At 65.1% G+C, this 19,976-nt stretch carries 16 protein-coding genes; 11 read left to right on the top strand and 5 right to left on the bottom strand.

Going from position 1 to position 19,976, the window contains the following annotated elements:
• The first annotated feature begins 169 nt into the window (after positions 1 to 169).
• The 5 genes from FIV42_RS18790 (at position 170) to FIV42_RS18770 (ending at position 8,344) form a co-directional block, all read left to right on the top strand.
• Positions 170 to 2,587, top strand: coding sequence for a hypothetical protein (locus FIV42_RS18790; protein WP_141199176.1), 2,418 nt, complete (start codon positions 170 to 172; stop codon positions 2,585 to 2,587).
• Complete coding sequence (locus FIV42_RS18785; RefSeq protein WP_141199175.1) at positions 2,584 to 3,594, top strand: lysylphosphatidylglycerol synthase transmembrane domain-containing protein; 1,011 nt, start codon at positions 2,584 to 2,586, stop codon at positions 3,592 to 3,594. Before FIV42_RS18790 ends, FIV42_RS18785 begins: the two co-directional genes overlap by 4 nt.
• Positions 3,595 to 3,799: 205 nt before the next feature.
• Complete coding sequence (locus FIV42_RS18780; RefSeq protein ID WP_141199174.1) at positions 3,800 to 4,801, top strand: glycosyltransferase family 2 protein; 1,002 nt, start codon at positions 3,800 to 3,802, stop codon at positions 4,799 to 4,801.
• A 17-nt stretch (positions 4,802 to 4,818) separates the two neighbouring features.
• Positions 4,819 to 5,478 carry a class I SAM-dependent methyltransferase gene (locus FIV42_RS18775; protein ID WP_141199173.1) on the top strand — a complete coding sequence of 220 codons (660 nt, stop codon included), beginning with the start codon at positions 4,819 to 4,821 and terminating at the stop codon, positions 5,476 to 5,478.
• A gap of 25 nt (positions 5,479 to 5,503) precedes the next feature.
• The gene (locus FIV42_RS18770; protein ID WP_141199172.1) at positions 5,504 to 8,344 is read left to right on the top strand and encodes a hypothetical protein; all 2,841 of its coding nucleotides are present in this window, start codon (positions 5,504 to 5,506) and stop codon (positions 8,342 to 8,344) included.
• A gap of 3 nt (positions 8,345 to 8,347) precedes the next feature.
• Here the strand turns inward: FIV42_RS18770 and FIV42_RS18765 are convergent, their stop codons facing one another.
• Positions 8,348 to 9,238 carry a hypothetical protein gene (locus FIV42_RS18765; protein ID WP_141199171.1) on the bottom strand — a complete coding sequence of 297 codons (891 nt, stop codon included), beginning with the start codon at positions 9,236 to 9,238 and terminating at the stop codon, positions 8,348 to 8,350.
• Positions 9,239 to 9,465: 227 nt separating this feature from the next.
• Entirely contained in the window at positions 9,466 to 10,548 is a 1,083-nt protein-coding gene (locus FIV42_RS18760) for a hypothetical protein (protein ID WP_168210755.1), read from the bottom strand.
• A 282-nt stretch (positions 10,549 to 10,830) separates the two neighbouring features.
• On the opposite strand from FIV42_RS18760, the gene FIV42_RS30230 reads away from it, so the two are divergent.
• Together FIV42_RS30230 and FIV42_RS18750 are read left to right on the top strand one after the other, a co-directional pair.
• A complete protein-coding gene (locus tag FIV42_RS30230; RefSeq protein WP_168210754.1) occupies positions 10,831 to 11,643 on the top strand; it encodes a DUF4292 domain-containing protein in 813 nt (270 codons plus the stop codon).
• A gap of 16 nt (positions 11,644 to 11,659) precedes the next feature.
• Positions 11,660 to 13,405: a GspE/PulE/PilB domain-containing protein gene (locus FIV42_RS18750; RefSeq protein ID WP_168210753.1), complete on the top strand. Its 1,746-nt coding sequence runs from the start codon at positions 11,660 to 11,662 to the stop codon at positions 13,403 to 13,405.
• 156 nt (positions 13,406 to 13,561) lie between these two features.
• On the opposite strand, the gene FIV42_RS18745 is transcribed toward FIV42_RS18750, so the two are convergent.
• Complete coding sequence (locus FIV42_RS18745; protein WP_168210752.1) at positions 13,562 to 14,848, bottom strand: cyclic nucleotide-binding domain-containing protein; 1,287 nt, start codon at positions 14,846 to 14,848, stop codon at positions 13,562 to 13,564.
• Positions 14,849 to 15,037: 189 nt separating this feature from the next.
• Here FIV42_RS18745 and FIV42_RS18740 point away from each other — a divergent pair, with 189 nt between their 5' ends.
• Positions 15,038 to 15,370 (top strand): HesB/IscA family protein, encoded by a 333-nt coding sequence (locus tag FIV42_RS18740; RefSeq protein WP_141199166.1) that lies wholly within the window; start codon positions 15,038 to 15,040, stop codon positions 15,368 to 15,370.
• Positions 15,371 to 15,445: 75 nt separating this feature from the next.
• On the opposite strand, the gene FIV42_RS18735 is transcribed toward FIV42_RS18740, so the two are convergent.
• Positions 15,446 to 15,868 (bottom strand): DUF4190 domain-containing protein, encoded by a 423-nt coding sequence (locus FIV42_RS18735; protein ID WP_141199165.1) that lies wholly within the window; start codon positions 15,866 to 15,868, stop codon positions 15,446 to 15,448.
• Between the two features lie 131 nt (positions 15,869 to 15,999).
• Here FIV42_RS18735 and trpS point away from each other — a divergent pair, with 131 nt between their 5' ends.
• Together trpS and FIV42_RS18725 are read left to right on the top strand one after the other, a co-directional pair.
• Positions 16,000 to 16,986 (top strand): tryptophan--tRNA ligase, encoded by a 987-nt coding sequence (trpS, locus tag FIV42_RS18730; protein ID WP_141199164.1) that lies wholly within the window; start codon positions 16,000 to 16,002, stop codon positions 16,984 to 16,986.
• Positions 16,987 to 17,094: 108 nt separating this feature from the next.
• The gene (locus FIV42_RS18725) at positions 17,095 to 18,588 is read left to right on the top strand and encodes a M28 family peptidase (RefSeq protein WP_141199163.1); all 1,494 of its coding nucleotides are present in this window, start codon (positions 17,095 to 17,097) and stop codon (positions 18,586 to 18,588) included.
• Positions 18,589 to 18,601: 13 nt separating this feature from the next.
• Here the strand turns inward: FIV42_RS18725 and FIV42_RS18720 are convergent, their stop codons facing one another.
• Positions 18,602 to 19,048, bottom strand: a complete 447-nt coding sequence (locus tag FIV42_RS18720; RefSeq protein ID WP_141199162.1) for a hypothetical protein — start codon at positions 19,046 to 19,048, stop codon at positions 18,602 to 18,604.
• A gap of 172 nt (positions 19,049 to 19,220) precedes the next feature.
• Between FIV42_RS18720 and FIV42_RS18715 the strand changes: the two genes are divergently transcribed.
• Entirely contained in the window at positions 19,221 to 19,967 is a 747-nt protein-coding gene (locus tag FIV42_RS18715; protein WP_168210751.1) for a 3'-5' exonuclease, read from the top strand.
• The last annotated feature ends 9 nt before the right edge of the window (positions 19,968 to 19,976 follow it).

Raw genomic sequence — 19,976 nt, 5'->3', positions numbered from 1 at the left:
ATATCCAAATCGGGGGCGCCAACGCGGTCCGCGGGGACCTTCACCAACGTTTCCGTCGGCTTGCGAGCAATCTCTGGCGTTGTAAGTCGATGTGGTCTAGACTCGCGCCGCTGCCGCGCGCAGCTGCTTTTCGACCCATTGAAGTCACGTGCCTTCTGGGGGCCATTCAGTGTCGTCCCAACCCGATACATCACCCAAACAACGCCCGACCCGCCGGCGCGACGCGCCCAGGTGGCGTAGCCTGCCGTGGCTCCTGCTCACCCTGGTGCCCATCGTCGCGTTTGCCGTGGGCGCCTGGCAGCGCCGCTGGATGAGCGACGACGGGTTCATCAATGTGCGCATCGTCCACAATATTTTGGACGGCTTCGGCCCGGTCTTTAACGTCGGCGAGCGCATCGAGGCGCACACGAGCACCCTGTGGGTGGCGCTGACCTCCATCCCCAGCGCGCTGGGCGTGCCTGTGGAGTACGCGGCGGTCTATGGGGGCATCGGCCTGTCGATCGCCGCGCTCGCGCTGGCCGCCTGGACGGCGAGCGCGCTGCACCGCGAGCCGGGCGACGAGACGCCCCGCTTTGCCGGGGTGCTCCCAGTGGGCCTGGTCATCTACGCGGCGATCCCGGCGGCCTGGGACTACGCCAGCTCGGGGCTCGAGACGGGGCTCGCCCTCTTCTGGATGGCCCTTTGTTTCACGTTGATCACGCGCGTCGGCCTCGACGATTCCTCGGCCCAGACACAATCGGCCCAGGAACGCCCCGACTCGCACTTCTACGCCACCGGCTTCGTCCTGGGCCTCGGCCCGCTCGTTCGCCCCGAGCTCGCCCTCTACAGCTTTACGTTTTTGGCCTGCCTGCTCCTCGCGTTTTTCCACAGGGAGCGCGGCGGCTTCAGCTTCAAAAAACTCGTCCTCCTCGGCGTCGCCATGGGCGCGTTGCCGGTGGGCTACCAGCTCTTTCGCATGGGCTATTACGCCGCGCTCGTGCCCAACACGGCCTACGCCAAAGAGGCGTTCGAGTCGCGCTGGACGCAGGGCGGCCACTATTTCGACCACTTCTTCGGCCTCTACGAGCTCCTCTTTCCGATGGCGCTCGCCGCGGTGCTGTGGATCTCGGCGGTCGTGCGCGAGGCGAGCGAGAAGCGCTGGCGCAGGCTCAGCTTGGTCCTGCTGCCCACCCTGTGCGGCATCGCCTACACCGTCTACGTCGTCAAAGTCGGCGGCGGCTTCATGCACGGCCGCCTCTTCTTGCCGCCGGTCTTCGGCACGCTGCTCACCGTGATGGTCGTGCGCCTTCGCCCCCAGGACACGCCCCCGGCGTATGTGGGCGCACGGGCGCTCGTCTTCGCGCTCATCGTCGGGTGGGCGGTCTATTGCGCGACCTCCATTCGCGTAGCCCGCGAGAACGTCCACGGCATCGGCGACGAGCGCGGCTGGTGGACGCGCCTGTCGGGCATCGACAACCCGATCACCGCCGACGACTTCGCGAAGACGAGCTTCCACCGCGACGCGGTCATGCTGCGCAAGATGGCCAAGAAGCAGTGTCCGGCGGCCTTCGGCGAGGGCGACACCTGCGAGCCGGTCGTCTACGCGCGGCCGTATCAGGGGACCAAATTCGGCAAACTCTTCCCGAGCAAGCGCACCTATCCGCTGCGCGACAAGGTCGCCAAACGCAAGATCGGCGTGGCCGCCCAGCGCACCGCCATGGGCATCCGGGGCACCGTCGTCGGCCCGCACGTCCACGTCGTCGACCACGTCGGGCTGTCCGACCCGTTGAGCTCGCACCTCAAGATCGAAAAGCGCGGCCGCCCGGGCCACGAGAAGTCTCTGAGCGACGCCTGGATGGTCGCGCGCTTCGCCGAGCCCGTCCCCGGCGAAGATCCGCGCATCCAGACCGCGCGCCGCGTGCTCCAATGCGGCCGCCTCGCCGAGCTCCTCGAGGCGGTGCAGGCCCCGCTGACCTTCGGGCGCTTCTTCGGCAACATGAGCGCGGCCTTTCGCTTCCACACCCTGCGCGTGCCGCCCGATCCGTTCGTGGCCGAACAAGAACTGTGCGGCGCCGAGCCGCCCCACGTCGAGACGATCGGCGGCCGCGGCGGCACCGAGCACCAGTGGCGCTGCGGGCCGGCCGAGGCGCTCGCGGGCTTCGACGTCTCCGACGACAAGAAGAGCCGCGCCCTCGGCTGGCTGCGCCCGCGATGCGTAGGAGTCGAGAAGAAGGGCGACGCCTATAAGCTGAGCGGACGCCACGGGAAGGCCCCGGGCTTCGGCAAGCTCAGCTTCGGCAAATCGACGCCGCTCGAGTGCCCCCACGGCAAGGCCGTCGTCGGCATCGCCGGCGGCAAAGGCTCGCTCATCGAGCGCATGTCGGCCGTCTGCGCCCAAGTGGATTTCGACGCGGACGAACACGGCGCGACCACCCGCACCCGCGAGGTGGGAAGCGGCGGCGAGGACTTCGAGTTGATGTGCCCCGCGGGCACGGTCGCCACCGGCGTGGTCACCCGCTCGGGCCACCTCATCGACGCGGTCGGGCTGATGTGCAGCACGCCCCAGCCCGCGGACGCGTCGGCTGACGCCGCAGGAGGCGACGAGTGAGCGACCTCGACGACGCCATGCCCCCCGGGCGCTCGCGCTCGAAGGACGCCATCAAGATGGCCTTCCTTCTGACGGCGACCGCGGCGATCATCTACATCCTGATCCGCAAGCTCGCCGGCGGCGAGCAGCTCCTCGACGCGATCATGGCGGGCAACTGGACGCTCCTGCCGGTCACGGCGGGGCTGCTGGTCGTCTTCATCCTGCTTTCGGGCATCCGCTGGCGCTATATCGTGCAGACGATGGGCTTCGAGCTCCCCTTCGGGCGCACGATGTCGGTCATCATGGCCAGTTGCCCCCTGGCGATCGCGACCCCGTCGAGGGTGAGCGACTTTTTGCGCGCCGTGGGCATTCGCGACATCGTCCCGCTCGTGCAGGGCTCGGGGAGCGTGCTCGTCCACAAATTCGTCGACGTGCAGTCGCTCTGCCTGCTCGGCATCACCGGGGGCATCCTGACCGGCCTATACGGCTGGTCTCTGGGCATCGCCGCGGTGCTCGCCGGGGGGTTCGCCTTTCTCGGATTGCTTTCCTGGAAGCGCTCGTTTTTCCTGAGCCTTCCGGTACTTAACCGCTTCGAGAAGAAATTTTTGCAGCTCTTCATGGCGTTTGGAGCCATGCGGCAGCGGCCTTGGCGCTACGTGGGGCTGTCGCTGATCTCGCTGCTCGCCTGGTCGGTGGGCCTGCTGATTCTGTTTACGCTCACGCGCGTCTTCGGCGCCGAGGTCGCGTTGGTCGACATCATCGCCCTGTGGCCCATCGCGGTGTTCGTGGGGCTTCTGCCGCTGACCATCGGCGGGATGGGCACCCGCGACACCGCGTTCATCGCCATGCTCGACCTGGTCGGCAGCGGCCCGGTCGACGACGCCGCCCTGCTCGCCTCGACGCTCGCCTACGGCCTGACCGTGCTCGGCGTGCCCGCCGTGGTGGGCATCCCCTTCATGCTGCGCTATATGCACCGACTCCCCGAGCCGATCGCCGATGATATGGGGGCAGACGACGCATCGGAGTAATTGTTTTCGCGGTATGAGCCTGCTAAGTACACACACGGAGCTTCCGTACTTCGAGAATCGTCTTCCGGCTACTGAATAGTCCGACGATTATGAACCGGTTCTTGGTGGTTAGTTCTTGGTTCTTGGTCGCTCTCTCGACGCTGTTACCAAGAACCAAGAACCAAGAACCAAGAACCAAGAAAACTCCAGGGTGAGATTCACCTCTATGAAGCTGATCATCCAAATACCGTGTTTTAACGAGGAGAAGACGCTGCCGACGACGCTGGGCGATCTTCCTCGCGAAGTCGAGGGCTTCGACACCGTCGAGTGGCTGATCATCGATGACGGCTCGACCGACCGCACCGTCGAGGTCGCCCGCGAGCACGGGGTGCACCATATCGTGCGACACACGGGCAACAAGGGCCTGGCGGCGGCGTTTCGCACCGGGCTGAACGCCTGTTTGCGTGTTGGTGCCGACGCCATTGTCAACACCGACGGCGACAACCAGTACAACGGCGCCGACATCCCCAAGCTCGTCGCCCCGATCGTGCGCGGGGAGGCCGACATGGTCATCGGCGACCGCCAGACCGACACGATCGAGCACTTCTCGTGGACCAAAAAGCGCCTGCAGCACCTGGGCTCGTGGGTGGTCCGGCAAGCGTCGAGCACCGACGTGCCGGATACGACCAGCGGCTTTCGGGCGTTCTCGCGCGAAGGCGCCATGCGCCTGAACGTGGTCAGCGACTTCACCTACACCCTCGAGACGATCATCCAGGCGGGCCGCAAGAATATCGCGGTGTCGCACGTGCCCATCCGCACCAACGAGAAGCTGCGCGAGAGCCGGCTCTTCGGGTCGATCCGCTCGTACGTGACCCGCTCGATGAGCACGATCGTGCGCATCTACACGACCTACCAGCCGCTGAAGGTCTTTATGGGCATCGGCGCGCTGCTCTTCTTTGCGGGGTTCGTGCTGGGCGCGCGCTTTTTGTACTTCTATGCCATCGGCGACGGCGACGGGCACGTCCAATCGCTCTTGCTGGCCGTCCTGTTGATGTCGCTCGGCTTCCAGACCGGGCTGACCGGGCTTCTGGCCGACCTGATCGCCAACAATCGCAAACTCGTCGAAGAGACGCTCTGGCGGGTACGTCGCCTCGAATTTGGCGACACCGACAAGGAGCGCGAACACTCCAAGCAGACCGAGCCGGCCAACGAGCCGGCCGCGGTCTAGACGCCTAACGACACGCTATGAGCCAAGATCAAACAGCCCAATCGACGGGCGCGCACTCAGCCAACGCCGACACGGTGCCCACCGGCAACACCTACGACAAGTACGGCTCGTCGAACCCGGTCGTGCGCTGGATGATGCGCGAGTTCAAGTCCTCGGTGTGGGAGTTGCTCGACTACGCCGGGCCCGAAAAGCTGCTCGACGTCGGTTGCGGCGAGGGCATCATGGCCCGCGCGATCGTCGAGCGCTACCCGTCGGTCGAGGTGACCGGCATCGACCTGGAGGACGACGAACTCGAGGCGCACTGGAAGGGGCTGGAGGGCGATCGCCTCAGCTTCTGCACCGGCGTGGCCGAGTCGCTGCCCTTCGACGACGACGCTTTCGACACGATCACCTCCCTCGAGGTGCTCGAGCACGTCCAAGATCCGCACGCCTCTTTGGCCGAGATGGCCCGCGTCGCCCGGCGCAAGCTGGTGCTCAGCGTGCCCCGCGAGCCGCTGTGGCGCGTGCTCAACATGGCCCGCGGCGCCTACCTGCGCGACCTGGGCAACACGCCCGGCCACCTCAACCACTGGTCGCGCACCGGCTTCGTCGACTTCGCCGCCCAGTACGGCCGCGTCATCGAGGTGCGCTCGCCGCTTCCGTGGACCGTCGTCCTGGTCGACGTGACCAAATTGTGAGCTTCCAGCCCGGGGACCGACCCTCGTGAAACGTGATGCCGTGCCATATGTCGTCTCGGGGCTGCTCGCCGTGGTCGGCGTGCTCGCTCTCTTTGCCGAGCGCCCCTTCCCATGGCTGGGCGCCGCGCTCCTCGCCGGCGCCGCCGCCGTGGCCGTGCGCACCGCCCGCGAGCCGCTCACGCGGCTTCGCGACTGGCTCGCCGAGCCGCGCAAGCTGTGGGGCATCGAGTATTCGGCCCTCGAGTGGGTCTACGGGTTTTTGAGCTTGGGCGTGATCGTCGCGGTCGCCGCGGCCATCTTGCCCGAAGCCGCCCTGGGCGACCGCCCGGTCGATCACGACCACCCGGTTCACTTCTTCAAAGCCTGGCAACTCCAACAAGACTTCTTGGCCGACGGCCGCCTCTGGGGCTGGAGCCACAAGTGGTTCGCCGGCTATCCGGCGCAGTATCTGTACCCCATCGGCGCCGACCTGTGGGTGAACGCCGTGCAGTGGGCGAGCCTCGGGCTGCTCGAACTGGGGCAGGCCTACGGGGTGGCGTTCTTCCTGTTGTGGGTCTTGATGGGCTACTCGGTCTACGCGTTCGCCCGGGTCGGCTTCGGCCGCTGGGTGGGCGTGCTGGGCGGCGTGCTCTTCATGGCCGACACCGCCAGCTACCGCTTCGGCGGCTGGGTCTACACCGCCGAGTGGGGCGTGTGGCCGCAGGCGTTGTCGACGGCCTTCGCCCTGTTGGCCATGGCCCGGGTGCCCAGCCTTTTGCGCGAATCGCGCTGGCGCGACACGGGCATCTTCGCGCTCTTCCTGGGCGCCTCGCTGCTCACCCACCCGGTCCAGATTCTGCACTTCGCCATCGCCGGCCCGCTCATCTTGCTGGCCTACCGCATGACCGATAACCGGCGCCCGTGGCCGCAGGCGAGCCTGCGCCTGATCGCCGGCTACGTGCTCGGCATCCTGATCGGCGGGCTGTGGGTCTTTCCGTTCATGTCGGTGCGCAAATTCGCCGCGTCCTACGGCGAGGTGTGGACGACCACGTTCACGATGGGCAAGGACCTCTTCGAGCTCGACGTCTTCCCCGGCACCATGCCCTTGGTCATCGGGCTGGGGCTGGTGGGCTCGGTCGGCCTGCTCTTCGTGCGCAAGTTCCACCACTTTTTGACCGCGCTGCTCGTCTTCGTCTTCCTGCTGGGCGGCTCGGTGACCGTGCTGAGCGAGTTCCACCTGCTCGAGCTCGCCAAGGCGTTCGAGCATATCCAGTTCCAGCGCTTCTCGCTGATGCTCAAGCCGTATTGGTTCGTGGCGGCGGCCTACGCGGCCGTGGCCGCGGTGATCGCGGCTCGGCGCATGTCGTTTGGGGCGACCGACGAGACCGACGAGACCGACAAGCTGGCCGACACCGGGCTCGTGCGCGTCTTCGCCGCGACCGCCCTTCCGGTCTTGCTCATCGTCCCGTTTGCGATCCCGTACTTCCATCAATTCGGAAAGACGCAGCTCAGCCGAAGCCTCACCGAGGCCTCGCAGCGCCCCCACCAGCAGGCCCGCGACGAGCTGGTCGCCTGGTTCGAGCGCGAATACCCCGACGCCGAGCCGTTCTTCCGGATCATGCTGCGCGTCCACTACCACGACCACAGCTACACCGACCTGGGCACTCGGCTGGCCTTCCCGCTCTACAAGACGGGGTTCACGCCGGTGTCCAACTACGCCTACAAGATGGAGGCGACCGCCCCCGAGCTGCTCGACGCGCTCAATATTCGCTACGTGATCACCTCGCGCAGCATGCCCAAGAGCCAGTACGAGCTCGTGGAGAGCTTCGGAGAGCTGCGACTGTACGAATATAAGAGGTGGAAGGAGCAGCCCTTCGAGATCATCGACGGCGAGGGCGAGGTGAGCGTCGAGCGCTTCGCCAACGAAGAGATCGTCTTGAAGGCCGCCGAGGGCTCGAAGGGTACGCTGCGCCTGAACGTGTCGTATTTCCCCCGCTGGAGCGTCACGCGTGACGGCGAGCCGGTCGACATCGAGCCGATGGCCCTCGACGGGTTTGAAGAAAAGACCGCATTTATGACGGTGCCCCTCGAGCCGGGGACCTATCGCTTCGAGTTCGAGCGTAGCTGGCTTGAATGGGTGAGCCTGCTGCTCTTTTTGGTCGCGCTCTTCGCCAGCATCGTGCTGTGCGTGGCCGACACCCACACGCGCTTGGGCCGGCGGGCAAACGCGTGGCTCGAGCGACTCGACGAGAAGCTCGGCGCGCTGACCGATCGCCACGGGCGCGCCCTCGACGTGGGCTTCGGCGCGGCCGTCTCGCTGGCGATCATCGCGGGGCTCGCCCTCGCCTGGTGGAACCCGCCCATGCAGACCGACGACGAAGCCCTCGCCGACTCGATCGACGACGTCCACTACGACTTCGGCGACCGCCTCGTCGACGCGTCGGTCGGCCTCGACCGCAAGGGCGACTTCGACCCCTGCGCCCAGTTCCTCGACCACTTCTTCTGCACGAATAACGAGTGGAACCGCGTCTCGCTGCGCGCCGTCGACTTCGAGGCGGGCACGATTCGACGCTGCATCTGGGCGCACCCGGTCGAGAACACGACCCTGGTGGTGCACTACCCGGACGTCCCGTCGGGCGACGCGCTGGTGGGCTACTACGGCGTGGCCAAATCGGGCACGACGAGCGCTCGCGCGCCGGTCGAGATGACGGTGGGAATCGACGGCGTCGCCGCCAAGACGGTGAAGAGCACGCGCGCCAAGGAGATCTCGACCTTCGAGATCCCCCTCGAGCGCAAGGACGGCTCTCACGAGGTGAGCTTCGAGATTCGCGCCGACGACGTGGGCCGCCGCCACTTCTGCTTCAACGCCCAGGTCGTCGACCAGTAGGGCTCAGAAATCCTCTTTGAGCCCCAGCGGCGGGATCTCGGCGCGCGGCGGGAAGACGGTGTCCTTGTAGACCTCCTCGATCTGGCGCTCACGCACCTCCAAACCGAGCGCACGCTCGATGTCGGCGGGCAGCTCGCTCTCCTCGGTCGCGCTCTGCTTCGCCTCGACGAAGCCCACGCCGGTCAACGGCTCCCAGAAACGCTTGGTCAGGATCTCGCGAGCGAGCCCCGCCGCGCCGGTGAGCGAGTCGGACTTCGACTCGCCGACCGGGTAGACCACGCCGTTGTCCTTGGCGGCGACCCAGCCCGCGTCGGTGCGATCGAGGGCGACCGTAAAGCCCTCGGCCTCCTCGAAATCGGGCGCCGCCCAGATCACCGCGCGATCGTAGCCCTCGGCCGGCGAGCCGCTGTCGCGGCCCATGTAGATGGCGACGCCGGGGGTGGCCTTCTTGTCCGCGATCGGCGAGTAGAGGCGCACCACGAGACCCTCGGAGGGGTTCTGTTGGTCGAGCGAGACGACGTAGGTCACGTCCATGCTCGTCTGCTGGTCGCCCTGGCGGCTGTCGAGCGCCTGGAGCAGCAGCGTGGCGGTATTCTCCTGCGCCTCGGGCAAGCCCTCGCGGCGCACGAAGTCGAGCACGCCGGAGACGCCTGCCCAGCTCTCCTCGATGAAGTTCTCGTCGTCGACCTGCCAATAGTCGAAGGCGACCATTTGGTCGACGAACGCCTCGGGCGCGATGCCCGCGGCGGGCTTCGCCGTCCAGTCCTCCCAGACCGCCTTGGCGGGCTCGTCTCCCAGGCCCATGAGGCCGGAGTCGCCGCTGCCGGAGCCACTGGAGGTGGCGCAGGCGGGGAGGATGAGGAGCAGGAGGATGAGTTTTGTTAGGTGTTTCATGTGTTGTTCGGGTTGGGTATTGTAAGAGGTAGCCTTCTGGCGCCCCCCATCCGACTCGCGCTGTACGGCGCGCGAGCCACCTTCCCCCAGGGGAAGGGATGCTGTTACGAAAAGCTACGTGGTTCAGGTCAGCTAAGGCAACCCTTCCCCTGGGGGAAGGTGCCGAGTGCGTAGTTGAGCACGAGGCGGATGGGGGGCGCCGAGAAGCTACGCCGCACTCCCCCTCCTCACTCAAACCCCCACCCCACCGCCAATAAAAACGTCTGGCGCGAATAGTCCAGCTGCACGCCGCCTGTAGGCTGGGCGTCGTCGAATTCCTCGATATACATGCTCCAGCGCCCCTCGACCTCCCACTGCTCGCCGATGGGGCGCGCCAGCGACATGACGACGACGTTGCGATTCTCCTCGTCGACGAAGAAGAGCGCGTCGGGGCCGGACTCCTCGGCGACCGCGGTGCGCTGCAACTGCAGCTTCGAGGAGCCGTAGAACTTCTCGAACAGCGGGGCGGTCAGCGTCACCTCCATACCGTGGCGAGTCAAATCCTGCGAGTCGAGCGGGGAGCGGTTGATCGACAAGACGTACGAGGCGTCCACGAAGATATCGCTTCGGTAGACGAGGCCCAGCCGTCCCACGTGGAACGTGTCCTGGCGCCCGTCGTCGAATTGGCGCTCGGTCAGGCTGTAGGAGGCTTGGCCGGCGAGGGTGTCGGTGAAGTAGCGGCGCACCAGCGCGTCGAATTGCGGGCCCTGGCTGCTCAGCGCGGCCACCGGCTTGTAGGCGAAGTAGCGCCAGCCGGCGCGCGCGCTCAGCCGCCACTTCTCGGGCGCCCAACCGAGCCCCAGGCGCACCCCGCCGCGGTTGTAGTCGAGGCGGCTGAGCCGCTCGGTGCGGTCTTTGACGTCGGCGTCGAACACCAGCGAGAGGCGCTCGGCCAGCCGATACCGATACGCTACGAGCACCTGGGTGAGCATCGCGTCGGCCTCGGTGGTGCGCCGATAGAACTTGCCCCCGTGGCGCACCCGCAGGCTCGCCTGGCCGCGCCCGCCGACCCGATGCGTCGAGTCGAGCGTGGTGAAGTAGCGCGCGAGCATGTCGGGGTCGTCGTGAAGAAAAGCGAGCCTCGGGTCGTCCGACTCCAGGCGCGGGTCGTTCGTCTGCAGCCTCAACGGGTTGTCGTCGTACTCCATCCCCACACGCACCGAGCCCTCGAGCCGCGAGCCGTCGTCTTGGGCGACGGCCTCGGATGCGGCGCAGAGCGTCATCGCCAGGCAAAGACCGGCGATGAGTTGCGTGATGGGGTGAGGTTGCATAGGTTCGCGGTGTTCCTTTTGCTCGAGAAGCAAGGCTCAGTGTTCGAGAAGCAAGGCTTCGTGTCCGTGAAGCAAGGCGTAGCTTTCTGGCGCCCCCATCCGACTCGCGCTGTACGACGCGCGAGCCACCTTCCCCCAGGGGGAAGGGATTTCCTTGCGCGAATCGACCGCGTAGCTTTCCGCAGGGGCATCCCTTCCCCGGTGGGGAAGGTGCCGAGTGCGCAGTTTAGCACGAGGCGGATGGGGGGCGCCAAGAACCCAAACTTTCCACAGAAACCAAGAATGAAACCTCTCAATCTGATTACATTACTCGCCCTCCTGTTCGTCCTCCCCCTTGGCCCAGCAAGCTGCACCAAAGACATCCCGCCCCCCGACAACGCCCTCGAAGAGCCCCAGGCGCTGCGCGAAGCGATCGACACCCGCCTCACCCAGATCGAAGACGCGCGCTTCAAGGAGGTCGTGCTCGATTATTTCGGAGACGGCGAGCGCGTCAAAGTGCGCCAGCTCATCCTGGCCAAGCGCCCCGACATGCTCCGGGTGCAGACGCGCGTGCCCGGCACCGACGAGATCATGAGCCTGCTGGTCACCGACGGCGAGCAGTTCGCCATGCACAAGCGCGAGACCAACGAGTACTTCACCGGGGAGCCGACCCCGGCGAATATCAGCCGGCTTCTGCCGGTGGACCTGTCGGCCCAAGACGTCGTACGCGTGCTCTTCGGTGGCGCCCCCTGGGATCGCTTCGAGCGGGGCACCGGTGAGCCCACCCTCGAGTGGAACCGCGAGACCGGACGCTATGTATACTCGCGCGCGCTCCCCGGCGGCGGATCGCTGTCGATGCAGGTACGCCCGAAAGACTACGCGGTGACGTCGGTGACCGAAAAGAACGCCAAAGGCAAGCTGACCTACAAGTATACCACTGAGGATTGGAAACGTTTCGGCAACATCGCGCTGCCCGCTTACCGGCGATTCGTCTGGCCGGCCCGAGATCTTGACTTCTCGCTGGATGTTGGTGAAACTCAGGTCGACCAGAACTTGCAGGACGCACTGTTCCAACTCCCCCCACCCCCGGGCAGCAACGTCATCGAAGTACAGTGATGACGATGAGTCAGTGATGTCGATGATCGATGATTCGCAACTGATAGATCTGCTCGCCAAAAGCGACGCGATCTCCAAGAAGGACCTTCGCAAGGGCGTCGCCCTCGCTCAAAAGCGCGGCAAGGCGCTGTACGAGACCCTCGTCGAGCACGAGCTCATCGACGAGCGTGCGTTGGTCAAGGGGATCGGCAAATTCTTGAACGTGCGTCCGGTCTGGCTCGGTGATCGCACCCCCGACGAAGAGGTCACCGACCGGGTGCCGCGCTCTCTGGCGCTGCGCAACAAGGTGCTCCCCCTCAAGGTCGAAAGCGGCAGCGACAGCGATCGCCTCGTGCTGGCGATGTACGATCCCCTCGACGTGCTCGCCATGGACGAGGTCGCCAGCCACACCGGCGTCGACGTGCGCCCGGTGCTCGCCGGCCCCGGCGACCTGGCCCGGGCACTCGAGCGTGTGTACGGCGCAGCCCCCGAAGAAGAAGACTCGGCCGAGCTCGACTTCCTCGAGCAGGCCGCCTCCGGTGAGTTCGACGCCACGGACTTCGAAGACGAGTTGCTCGACGACGTGGCCGACGACGGGCTCGAAGACGACAGCTGGGCGACCTTCTTCGATCAGGCCGAAGACGTCGACATGACCGAAGACAGCGCGGTCATCTCACGCGACATGAAGGATCGGGCGATCTCGAGCGTGCTCGACGCGGTCGACCCTCAGGACGACGACGAGGCCGACGGCGAGGACAGCCTCAAATCACTCGACGAGCCGCTGAGCAAGAGCCAGATCACCGGCGGCATCCAGCCCGACCTCGCCGACTGGGAGGTCGACGGCGCGCTCGACGGCCAGGACACGGCCACCGACTACGCCAAAATCGGCCAACTCTTCGTCTACTCTCCCGAGAAGGCCGCCGCTCAGTCCGAGGCGACCGACGAGAAGAAAGAGAGCAAAAAGCCCAAAGAGAAGAAGAGCCAGAAGGCCAAGGAGCAGGAGAGCCAGAAGGCCGAGAAGCAAGAGAGCCAAGAGTCCGAGTCGAAGCCCGAGCCGGAGGACGAGTCCGACCGCACCATGGCCGGCGTGGGCATCGGTGACGAGCCTTCGAAAGCGGCGGCGATCATCACGCCCAAAAAGAAGCTCGACAAGCCGAAGCTCGACAAGCAGAAACTGGACAAGCAGAAACTGGACAAGAAGAGCGCGCCGAACGAGGTCGCCGACGAGCCAAGCGACGCCGACGAAGAGCCGGTCGACAGGACCAGCGTTTCGGCGAGCCCCTTCGGCATGGGCAGCGACGAGTTGTCCGAGGTGTCCGAGCCGCTCGAGCTCGAAGAAGTGGTCGAGCTCGACGACGTGGTCGAACTCGAAGAAGAGATCGAACTCGAAGACGAAGACGATGAGGACGAGTTCGAGGATACCGGCAGCCACACCGCCTTTGGATTCGGCCCCGCCTCGCTGCTAGCCGAGTCCGAAGCCTCGGAGGCCGACGACGAGCCCGCCGCGGAACGCAAAGAGTCCGAAGATGGCTTCAGCGACGTCCGCTCCACGCAGAAAAACCACGCCGTCGTCTTCGAGAAAGCCAAGAAGATGAACGACGTGCAGGATCCCAGCGAGCTCTTCGCGACGCGCATGGCCGAGCTGGCCGACCTCGACGAGCGCCACAAAGAATTACTCGCGAACGCCGCCCCGTCGGAGTTGATCTACGCCACGGTCCTCGCCCTGGCGCAGTCCGACGTGCTCGATGTGCGCGAGTTGTTGGAGTATTTGGGGCCTGTATGAAAATAAATGCCCGAGCGAGGGCGAGCTGATTTTGAGGCCATTTTTGTTCGGAAAACGTAGGCTTAGCAGCGCTAAGTCGAGGCTTTTCGGGCAAAAATGGACCAAAACTCAGCCGTCATTCGCGACCAAATTAATTTTCATACAGGCCCTAAGGGGTTAATCCTTCCCCAAATCCCTCTTCATCATCTCCATCGTATCCATATGCGCCCCCGCCGCCAGGCGAGCGTTCATCATACGGATATGCTGGCCGGCGTGGCGCACCAGGTTGCGCAGCAGCTTGTTGCCGATCTCGAGATCTTCACCGGTCAGTTTCTCGAACTTGTCGGCGGGAATCACCAGCAGAAGCGCCTCGGAGGCACACGTAGCCGTCGCCGAGCGCGTGTGATCGTCGGCAAAGAGCGCCAACTCCCCGAAATGCTGCCCGGCGTGGAGACGAGCGACCTCGGTGCCGTCGACGGTCAGCGCGATCTCGCCCTCGACGATCAGGTACAGCGCCCCACTCTGCTCGCCCTGGCGCAAAATAATGTCGCCCGGGCTGTAGGAGCGCTCGTAGACGGTGCGCAACACCTTGATCAGCTCGACGGCTGCCAGCCCGTCGAAGAGCTCGATTTGCTCCAGAAAATTGATCTGGCGGATGGTGTCCACGGCCTGCGGCGGCAGCGAACGGGCGGTGTCGGGCTCGTCGAGCACGTCGACGACGACCACGGTGATATTGTCGCGTCCCCCGCGCTGCTTGGCTTCGGCCACGAGCTCGTCGACCAGGCGCTGCCCCTTCATGTTGGTGGAGCGCTCCAAGATCTCGCTGCCGCTCAGGTAATCGGTCAGCCCGTCGGTGCACAGCACGAACTGGTCGCCCGGACGCACGTCGATAAAGAGGGTATCGGGCTCGACATGCGGCTTGGCGCCCATGCTGCGGGTGAGCATATGCTCGAACTTCTTGTTCGCCTCGGCCAGCCGGCGCATCTCGGCGCGCTGATTTCGCCGCAGCATCTCGGCGTAGGTGTGGTCCTCGGTGATGCGGTAGATCTGTCCGTTGCGGATCAGGTAAACGCGGCTGTCGCCCACGTGCCCGACGTAGGCCGAGCTGCCGGCGACGACCAACAGGTCGGTCGTCGTCGCCATGCCGTGCTCGTTGTCGCGGCTGGTGTCCTCGTTGAAGATGTCGGTGTTGACCTGCTGGATATGCCGTCGAATCAGGTCGAGCATGCGCTCGCGGTGGTCGGGACTCTTGACCGGATCGGCCTCACGAGCGACTTGACGCAGATTGGGCGCCGCTTCCTCGACCGCCGCGGCGACCATGCTGCTGGCCACCTCCCCCTTGTCTCGTCCTCCCACCCCGTCCGCGACGACGAACACCCCACGATCGGCGTCGGCGAAGAAATTGTCTTCGTTGTTGGTGCGAACATTGCCCACGTCACTCAGGGCCCAGGCTTTCAGCTTCATCGTTGGCTCGTAAAGGGTGAGAGTCGAAACACCTCGAGGAATTCTCAGCCTAGCGGATGCGTTGAAAAAACGCATCACTCGGTAGAAAACGGTGCGCTCGGCAAAAATTGCGCGCACCTTGACGAGCACGAACGTGCTATCTAGTTTCTTTGACCGGTGAGCCAGTTAATAACGCAGGAGGCCAGACCGATGATCTCACTGAGCGAAAAAGCGGCCGAGCAGGCCGTCAAAATGATGCGCGACAATGACATCGACCCCGACAGCGACTATGGGCTGCGCGTGGGTGTCAAAGCGGGCGGTTGCTCGGGCATGAACTACGTGCTCGACATCGTCGACAGCCCCAACGACAACGACCGTGTCTTCAACATGCACGGCGTCAACGTCTACGTCGATCCGAAGAGCTACCTGTACCTCAACGGTACCCAGGTCGATTGGCAGGACGGCATGGTGGACGCCGGGTTCAAGTTCAGCAACCCGAACGCCAAACGCTCCTGTGGTTGCGGCACGAGCTTCGCGGTCTGACAGTCTGACGACAGACCAAGAAACGAAGAAAGCCGGCCCTGGAGGCCGGCTTTTTTGATGTCTGCAGATAATAGCTCAGACGGCTCCGGCCAGGCCGATGCCGGTGAGCAGCGCCGCTAAGCTGCCGTAGACGAACATGATCAGCGCGATGGCCGCGCAGCTTCCGAGCACGCTGAACACGATGCTGGCCACGCTGAGCCAGAAGCCGATTTTGGCGAATGTCTCGCCGGCGGCCGGGCTCTCGCCGCGCTCGATCCTCTTGAGCTCGATCCACCCGGTGATCACGCCGATCCAGGCACCCAAGATGGGAAAGTAGGTCCAGGCGCCGATGCCCAGCGCGAGCGTGGCGATCGCCAAACCCGAGGCGCTCTCACCCTGGCCACTTCCGCCCGAGCGCGGCGGTTGTGACGGGGGCTGATAGCCGGAGTTGGCGCTGCTCAAACCCGTGCTGAAGAGTTGATACGCTGCGATGAGCGTCGAAACGATGTGGCGAGTCATTTGGCGCCTCCTACTCGAGTTCGGAATCGGTCAGTGCCGGTATACTAGGAACGAATCAGATTCATGACAACTACGCTGGCCTCGTGCTATGAACGCCGTAGCTAGCTCAACTCCAAACGACCCGAAGAACCATGGCGAAAAAACGCAGTCTCTCAGGTATCAAACCGACCGGCTTTCCCCACCTGGGGAATTACCTCGGGATGATTCGTCCTGCCATCGATCTGCAAGACGAATACGAGTCCTTTTATTTCGCGGCCGACTACCACGCGCTGACGACCGTGCACGATCCCAAGGCGCTGCGCCACTCGGTCTACGAGCTGACGGCCTACTTTTTGGCCTTCGGCCTCGACCCCGAAAAGGCCGCCTTCTTCCGTCAGTCCGACGTGCCCGAGGTCACCGAGCTGACGTGGATGCTCGACTGCGTGACCCATATGGGGCTGCTCGAGCGTGCTCACGCCTACAAAGCGGCCAAAGACGAGGGCCGCGAAAAGGAGATCAGCCACGGGCTCTTCTCCTACCCGGTGCTCATGGCCTCGGACATCCTGATCTACGACTCGGACATCGTCCCGGTCGGCAAAGATCAGATCCAGCACGTGGAGATGACTCGGGACATGGCCCAGAAATTCAACCACGCCTTCGGCGGCGACTACCTCAAGCTGCCCGAGGCCAAGGTGCGCGACGACGTCGCCGTGGTGCCGGGCATCGACGGGCGCAAGATGTCGAAGTCGTACAACAACTTGATCGAGCCGCTGCTTCCCCCCAAGAAGCTCAAGAAGCAGTGCATGTCGATCGAGACCGACTCGACGCCGCTCGAGGATCCCAAAGATCCCGACACCTGCAACGTCTTCGCCCTCTACAAGCTCTTCTCGTCGGCCGACGAGATCATGGAGATGCGCGAAAACTACGAGGGCGGCGACTACGGCTACGGCCACGCCAAGCTGGCGCTGTACGAGAAGCTCGTCGACTACTTCGCGCCCTATCGCGAAAAGTACGTCGACCTTCGCGAGGACGAAGAGTACCTCGAAGAGGTCCTCGCCCACGGCGCCGCCAAGGTGCGCCCGGTCGTCGAAGGGGTCATGGACCGCGTGCGCTCCGCAACCGGCCTGGGCCGACCTTAAAGGCGTGATTCACCACGGGGACACGGGGGACACGGAGAAAAGAACTTTTTCTCTGTTCCCCAGTGCTCCCCGTGTCCCCGTGGTGAATTTGTAGTTCTTGGAGTGTCTGTGCAGCAACGATGGCGACAGCTCGTGGGGAGCGTGGTGGTAGCCGCGGCGGTATGTGCGGTGCCCGGTTTAGGCCGCCCGGTGCATGCCCAGTCGACTCAAGAGCGCCTCGAGGCGCACGTGACCACGCTCGCCGCGCCCGAATTGGAGGGCCGTGGCAACGGCTCGCAGGGGCTCGACGCCGCGCGCGCTTATATCGTCGAGCAGATGCAGGAGATCGGGCTCGAGCCGGCCGGCGAAGACGGCTATTTGAGCCCGCTCGAGGCGGTCGTCCGCTCGGAGCCGTCGCGAAGCCTCTCCCTCGCCATCGGCGAGCATGTGTTGGCGGGCGACGTCGAGTTTGCCCCGGCGAGCTTTAGCGACGACGGAAGCTTCGACGCCGAGGCCGTCTTCGTCGGCTACGGGCTGTCGGCCCCGTCGGTCGGCTACGATGACTACGCCGGCGTCGACGTGCGTAACAAAGTCGTCGTCGCGCTCACCGGCGCCCCCGCTGGACACGTCCAGGCGCTCACCTCCGACGAGCGCGGCTACCTCCTCTCGGCCGGCTCGAAGGCCGCCGTCGCCCTCGCCAACGGTGCTCGCGCGCTCCTTTTGGTCAACGACCCGCGCGGCCATGGCGATCGACCCGAACAAGCGGCCGACGAATTGCCCACGCTTCGCCCCGCCCTGCCGCTGACCGGTATTTCGGCGGGCTACTTGAGCGAAAAGTCGGCCACGCGCATCTTGAGCGAGACGGGCGTCGACTTGGCGCAACTCCAGCGCGATATCGACGACTCGGGCGAGCCGCACAGCCGCTCGCTCGAGCTAACGGTGCGCGGCGATCTCACGCTCGACCGAACGAGCGCCACCCTCTACAACATCGTGGGCCGCATCGCCGGCACCTCCGACGCCCCCCAAACACCGATCGTGGTCACCGCCCATTACGATGGCCTCGGTTATGGCCACGCCGGAAGCTTGAGCCGGCAAGTCCCCGCGCTGCATCCGGGCGCCGACGACAACGCCTCGGGCGTGGCCGTCTTGCTCGAGGTTGCCCGCGCGCTCGCGGCCACGCCTCCCGAAGGCCGGCCGCCGATCCTCTTCGCCGCCCCCGTCGGCGAAGAGCTCGGCCTGCGCGGATCACGACGCCTGGCGCGCCAGCTCGTCGACACCTACGGCGGCGGCACCGTCGTCAACTTCGACATGCTCGGCCGGCTGCGCGAGGGCGAACTCAAAGTTGCCCACGGCGCCGACAACGCGCTCGTCGCCTTGCTCGACGCTGCCTCTAGCGACGCCGGGCTGACGATCCGCGCCGAAGCGCTCACCGAGCGATTCAGCGATCACGTCTCGTTCGTCGAACTCGGTTTTCGGGGGGTGAACATCACGTCCGGGCGCCACGCCGACTACCACGTGCCGGGCGACACCCTCGACAAGATCAACTGGGAAGGATTGGCCGGCGCCAATCAGTTCGTCGAAGGTTTGCTGCGCCGGCTGGCGCGCGCCGAAACCTCCGACTGACGGAAAACTCTCCTCAATCGCAGACGGGCACCTCGAACGACCCGCCGACCGAGCTGGTCGGCCCGATCGCGTCGATGCTCCCCTGCAACACCTCGCCGCCGTCGACGTCGCTCATCACGGTCACGTCGAACGAGCCCGACTGCGCGGCCTCCTGCTCGACCACGCCACCGGCGATCTCGTTGAACGTGACGTTGCCCGACGCGTCGAAGCCACCCGATCCGTCGATATTGAACATCTCGACGGTCAGATAGTCGCCCAGCGGGCTCGACGTGCACGTGAAATTCGGATCGTCCGACAGCGTCACGATATAGTCCCCGCCGATAAACTCGGCGACGCCCGACATGCCGTCGAAGCGCTGGTCGAGCACCGTGCCGCTGACGGCGTTGGTGCCGCTCTGATCGGCCTGACAAGCCGGGAGCACGAGGGCGAGAGCGGCGAGCGTGAAAAAAGTTCGGATCATGACGTGAATGTGGGGTTGCAGAGTCTCGTCGATGGTCGAATCTTATGTGCGGTGTGGGTGCGGTGCAACCGTGTTGCGGACCCACCCTTGTGCCTACAGTCCCTTAATGGCACAATCCGCCCCGGAACGGCTTTTTCAGCCAAAAACTGCAGTAAAAATCGAGGCCGAAAGCGTGTCCCAGTGGCCCCAAAAATGGAAGGACCTGCCCCTCGCGGTTATCGACGTCGAGACCACCGGTCTCGACAGCGAAAACGACCGCGTCATCGAGGTGGGTATCATTCGTTTCGAACAAGGTGAGGTGGTCGAGAGTTACGGCCAGCTCATCGACCCCGAGTGCGAAGTCCCCGAAGAGGTCGTCGAACTGACGGGCATCAAGCCCGAAGACCTCGAGGGCAAGCCGACCTTCGCCGAGGTAGCCGACGAAATCCACCAGCGACTCCAAGGGGTGGGCATCGTCGCCTACAACTTGAGCTTCGATAAGGGTTTTGTGGCCGCCGAACTCGAACGCTGCGGCCTGGCTTGGCCTGACGAAGCCCCCTCCTTCGACCCGTTGATCTTTGCGCGCCAGTTCTACAAGAACTTGCGCCGCAAGAACCTCGGAACCATCGCCGACAAGCTGGGCATTCCGCTCGAAGAGGCCCACCGGGCCACCCACGATGCGGAGGTCGCCGGCCACGTGCTCTACGCCTTTGCCGACAGGCTCCCGGAGAATCTGCAAGACCTGCTGGTCCTGCAGGCTCAGTGGGAGAATGCCCAGGCTCAGGAGATGAGCTGGCGAAAGAACGACTCCGGCGAGTCCCTCGCCGATGCACTCGGGGAGCAGCCTATCGGGCTGGGCCCCGGTTATATCTACGGCGACGAGGCCGACCCGCTGCGCGCGCTCTACACGAGCGTGCCAGAGGCCCGCGACCGCGATTAAACAGCACAA

Source organism: Persicimonas caeni (assembly GCF_006517175.1).
GTDB classification, from domain to species: domain Bacteria; phylum Myxococcota_A; class Bradymonadia; order Bradymonadales; family Bradymonadaceae; genus Persicimonas; species Persicimonas caeni.
This window is presented reverse-complemented; position numbering and strand designations above follow the sequence as displayed.

Coding starts and splice junctions, on each gene's coding strand:
- FIV42_RS18780 (WP_141199174.1), top strand. CDS start 3,800: ATGAAGCTGATCATCCAAATACCGTGTTTTAACGAGGAGAAGACGCTG.
- FIV42_RS18775 (WP_141199173.1), top strand. CDS start 4,819: ATGAGCCAAGATCAAACAGCCCAATCGACGGGCGCGCACTCAGCCAAC.
- FIV42_RS18765 (WP_141199171.1), bottom strand. CDS start 9,238: ATGAAACACCTAACAAAACTCATCCTCCTGCTCCTCATCCTCCCCGCC.
- FIV42_RS18760 (WP_168210755.1), bottom strand. CDS start 10,548: ATGCAACCTCACCCCATCACGCAACTCATCGCCGGTCTTTGCCTGGCG.
- FIV42_RS30230 (WP_168210754.1), top strand. CDS start 10,831: ATGAAACCTCTCAATCTGATTACATTACTCGCCCTCCTGTTCGTCCTC.
- FIV42_RS18750 (WP_168210753.1), top strand. CDS start 11,660: ATGTCGATGATCGATGATTCGCAACTGATAGATCTGCTCGCCAAAAGC.
- FIV42_RS18745 (WP_168210752.1), bottom strand. CDS start 14,848: ATGAAGCTGAAAGCCTGGGCCCTGAGTGACGTGGGCAATGTTCGCACC.
- FIV42_RS18740 (WP_141199166.1), top strand. CDS start 15,038: ATGATCTCACTGAGCGAAAAAGCGGCCGAGCAGGCCGTCAAAATGATG.
- FIV42_RS18735 (WP_141199165.1), bottom strand. CDS start 15,868: ATGACTCGCCACATCGTTTCGACGCTCATCGCAGCGTATCAACTCTTC.
- trpS (WP_141199164.1), top strand. CDS start 16,000: ATGGCGAAAAAACGCAGTCTCTCAGGTATCAAACCGACCGGCTTTCCC.
- FIV42_RS18720 (WP_141199162.1), bottom strand. CDS start 19,048: ATGATCCGAACTTTTTTCACGCTCGCCGCTCTCGCCCTCGTGCTCCCG.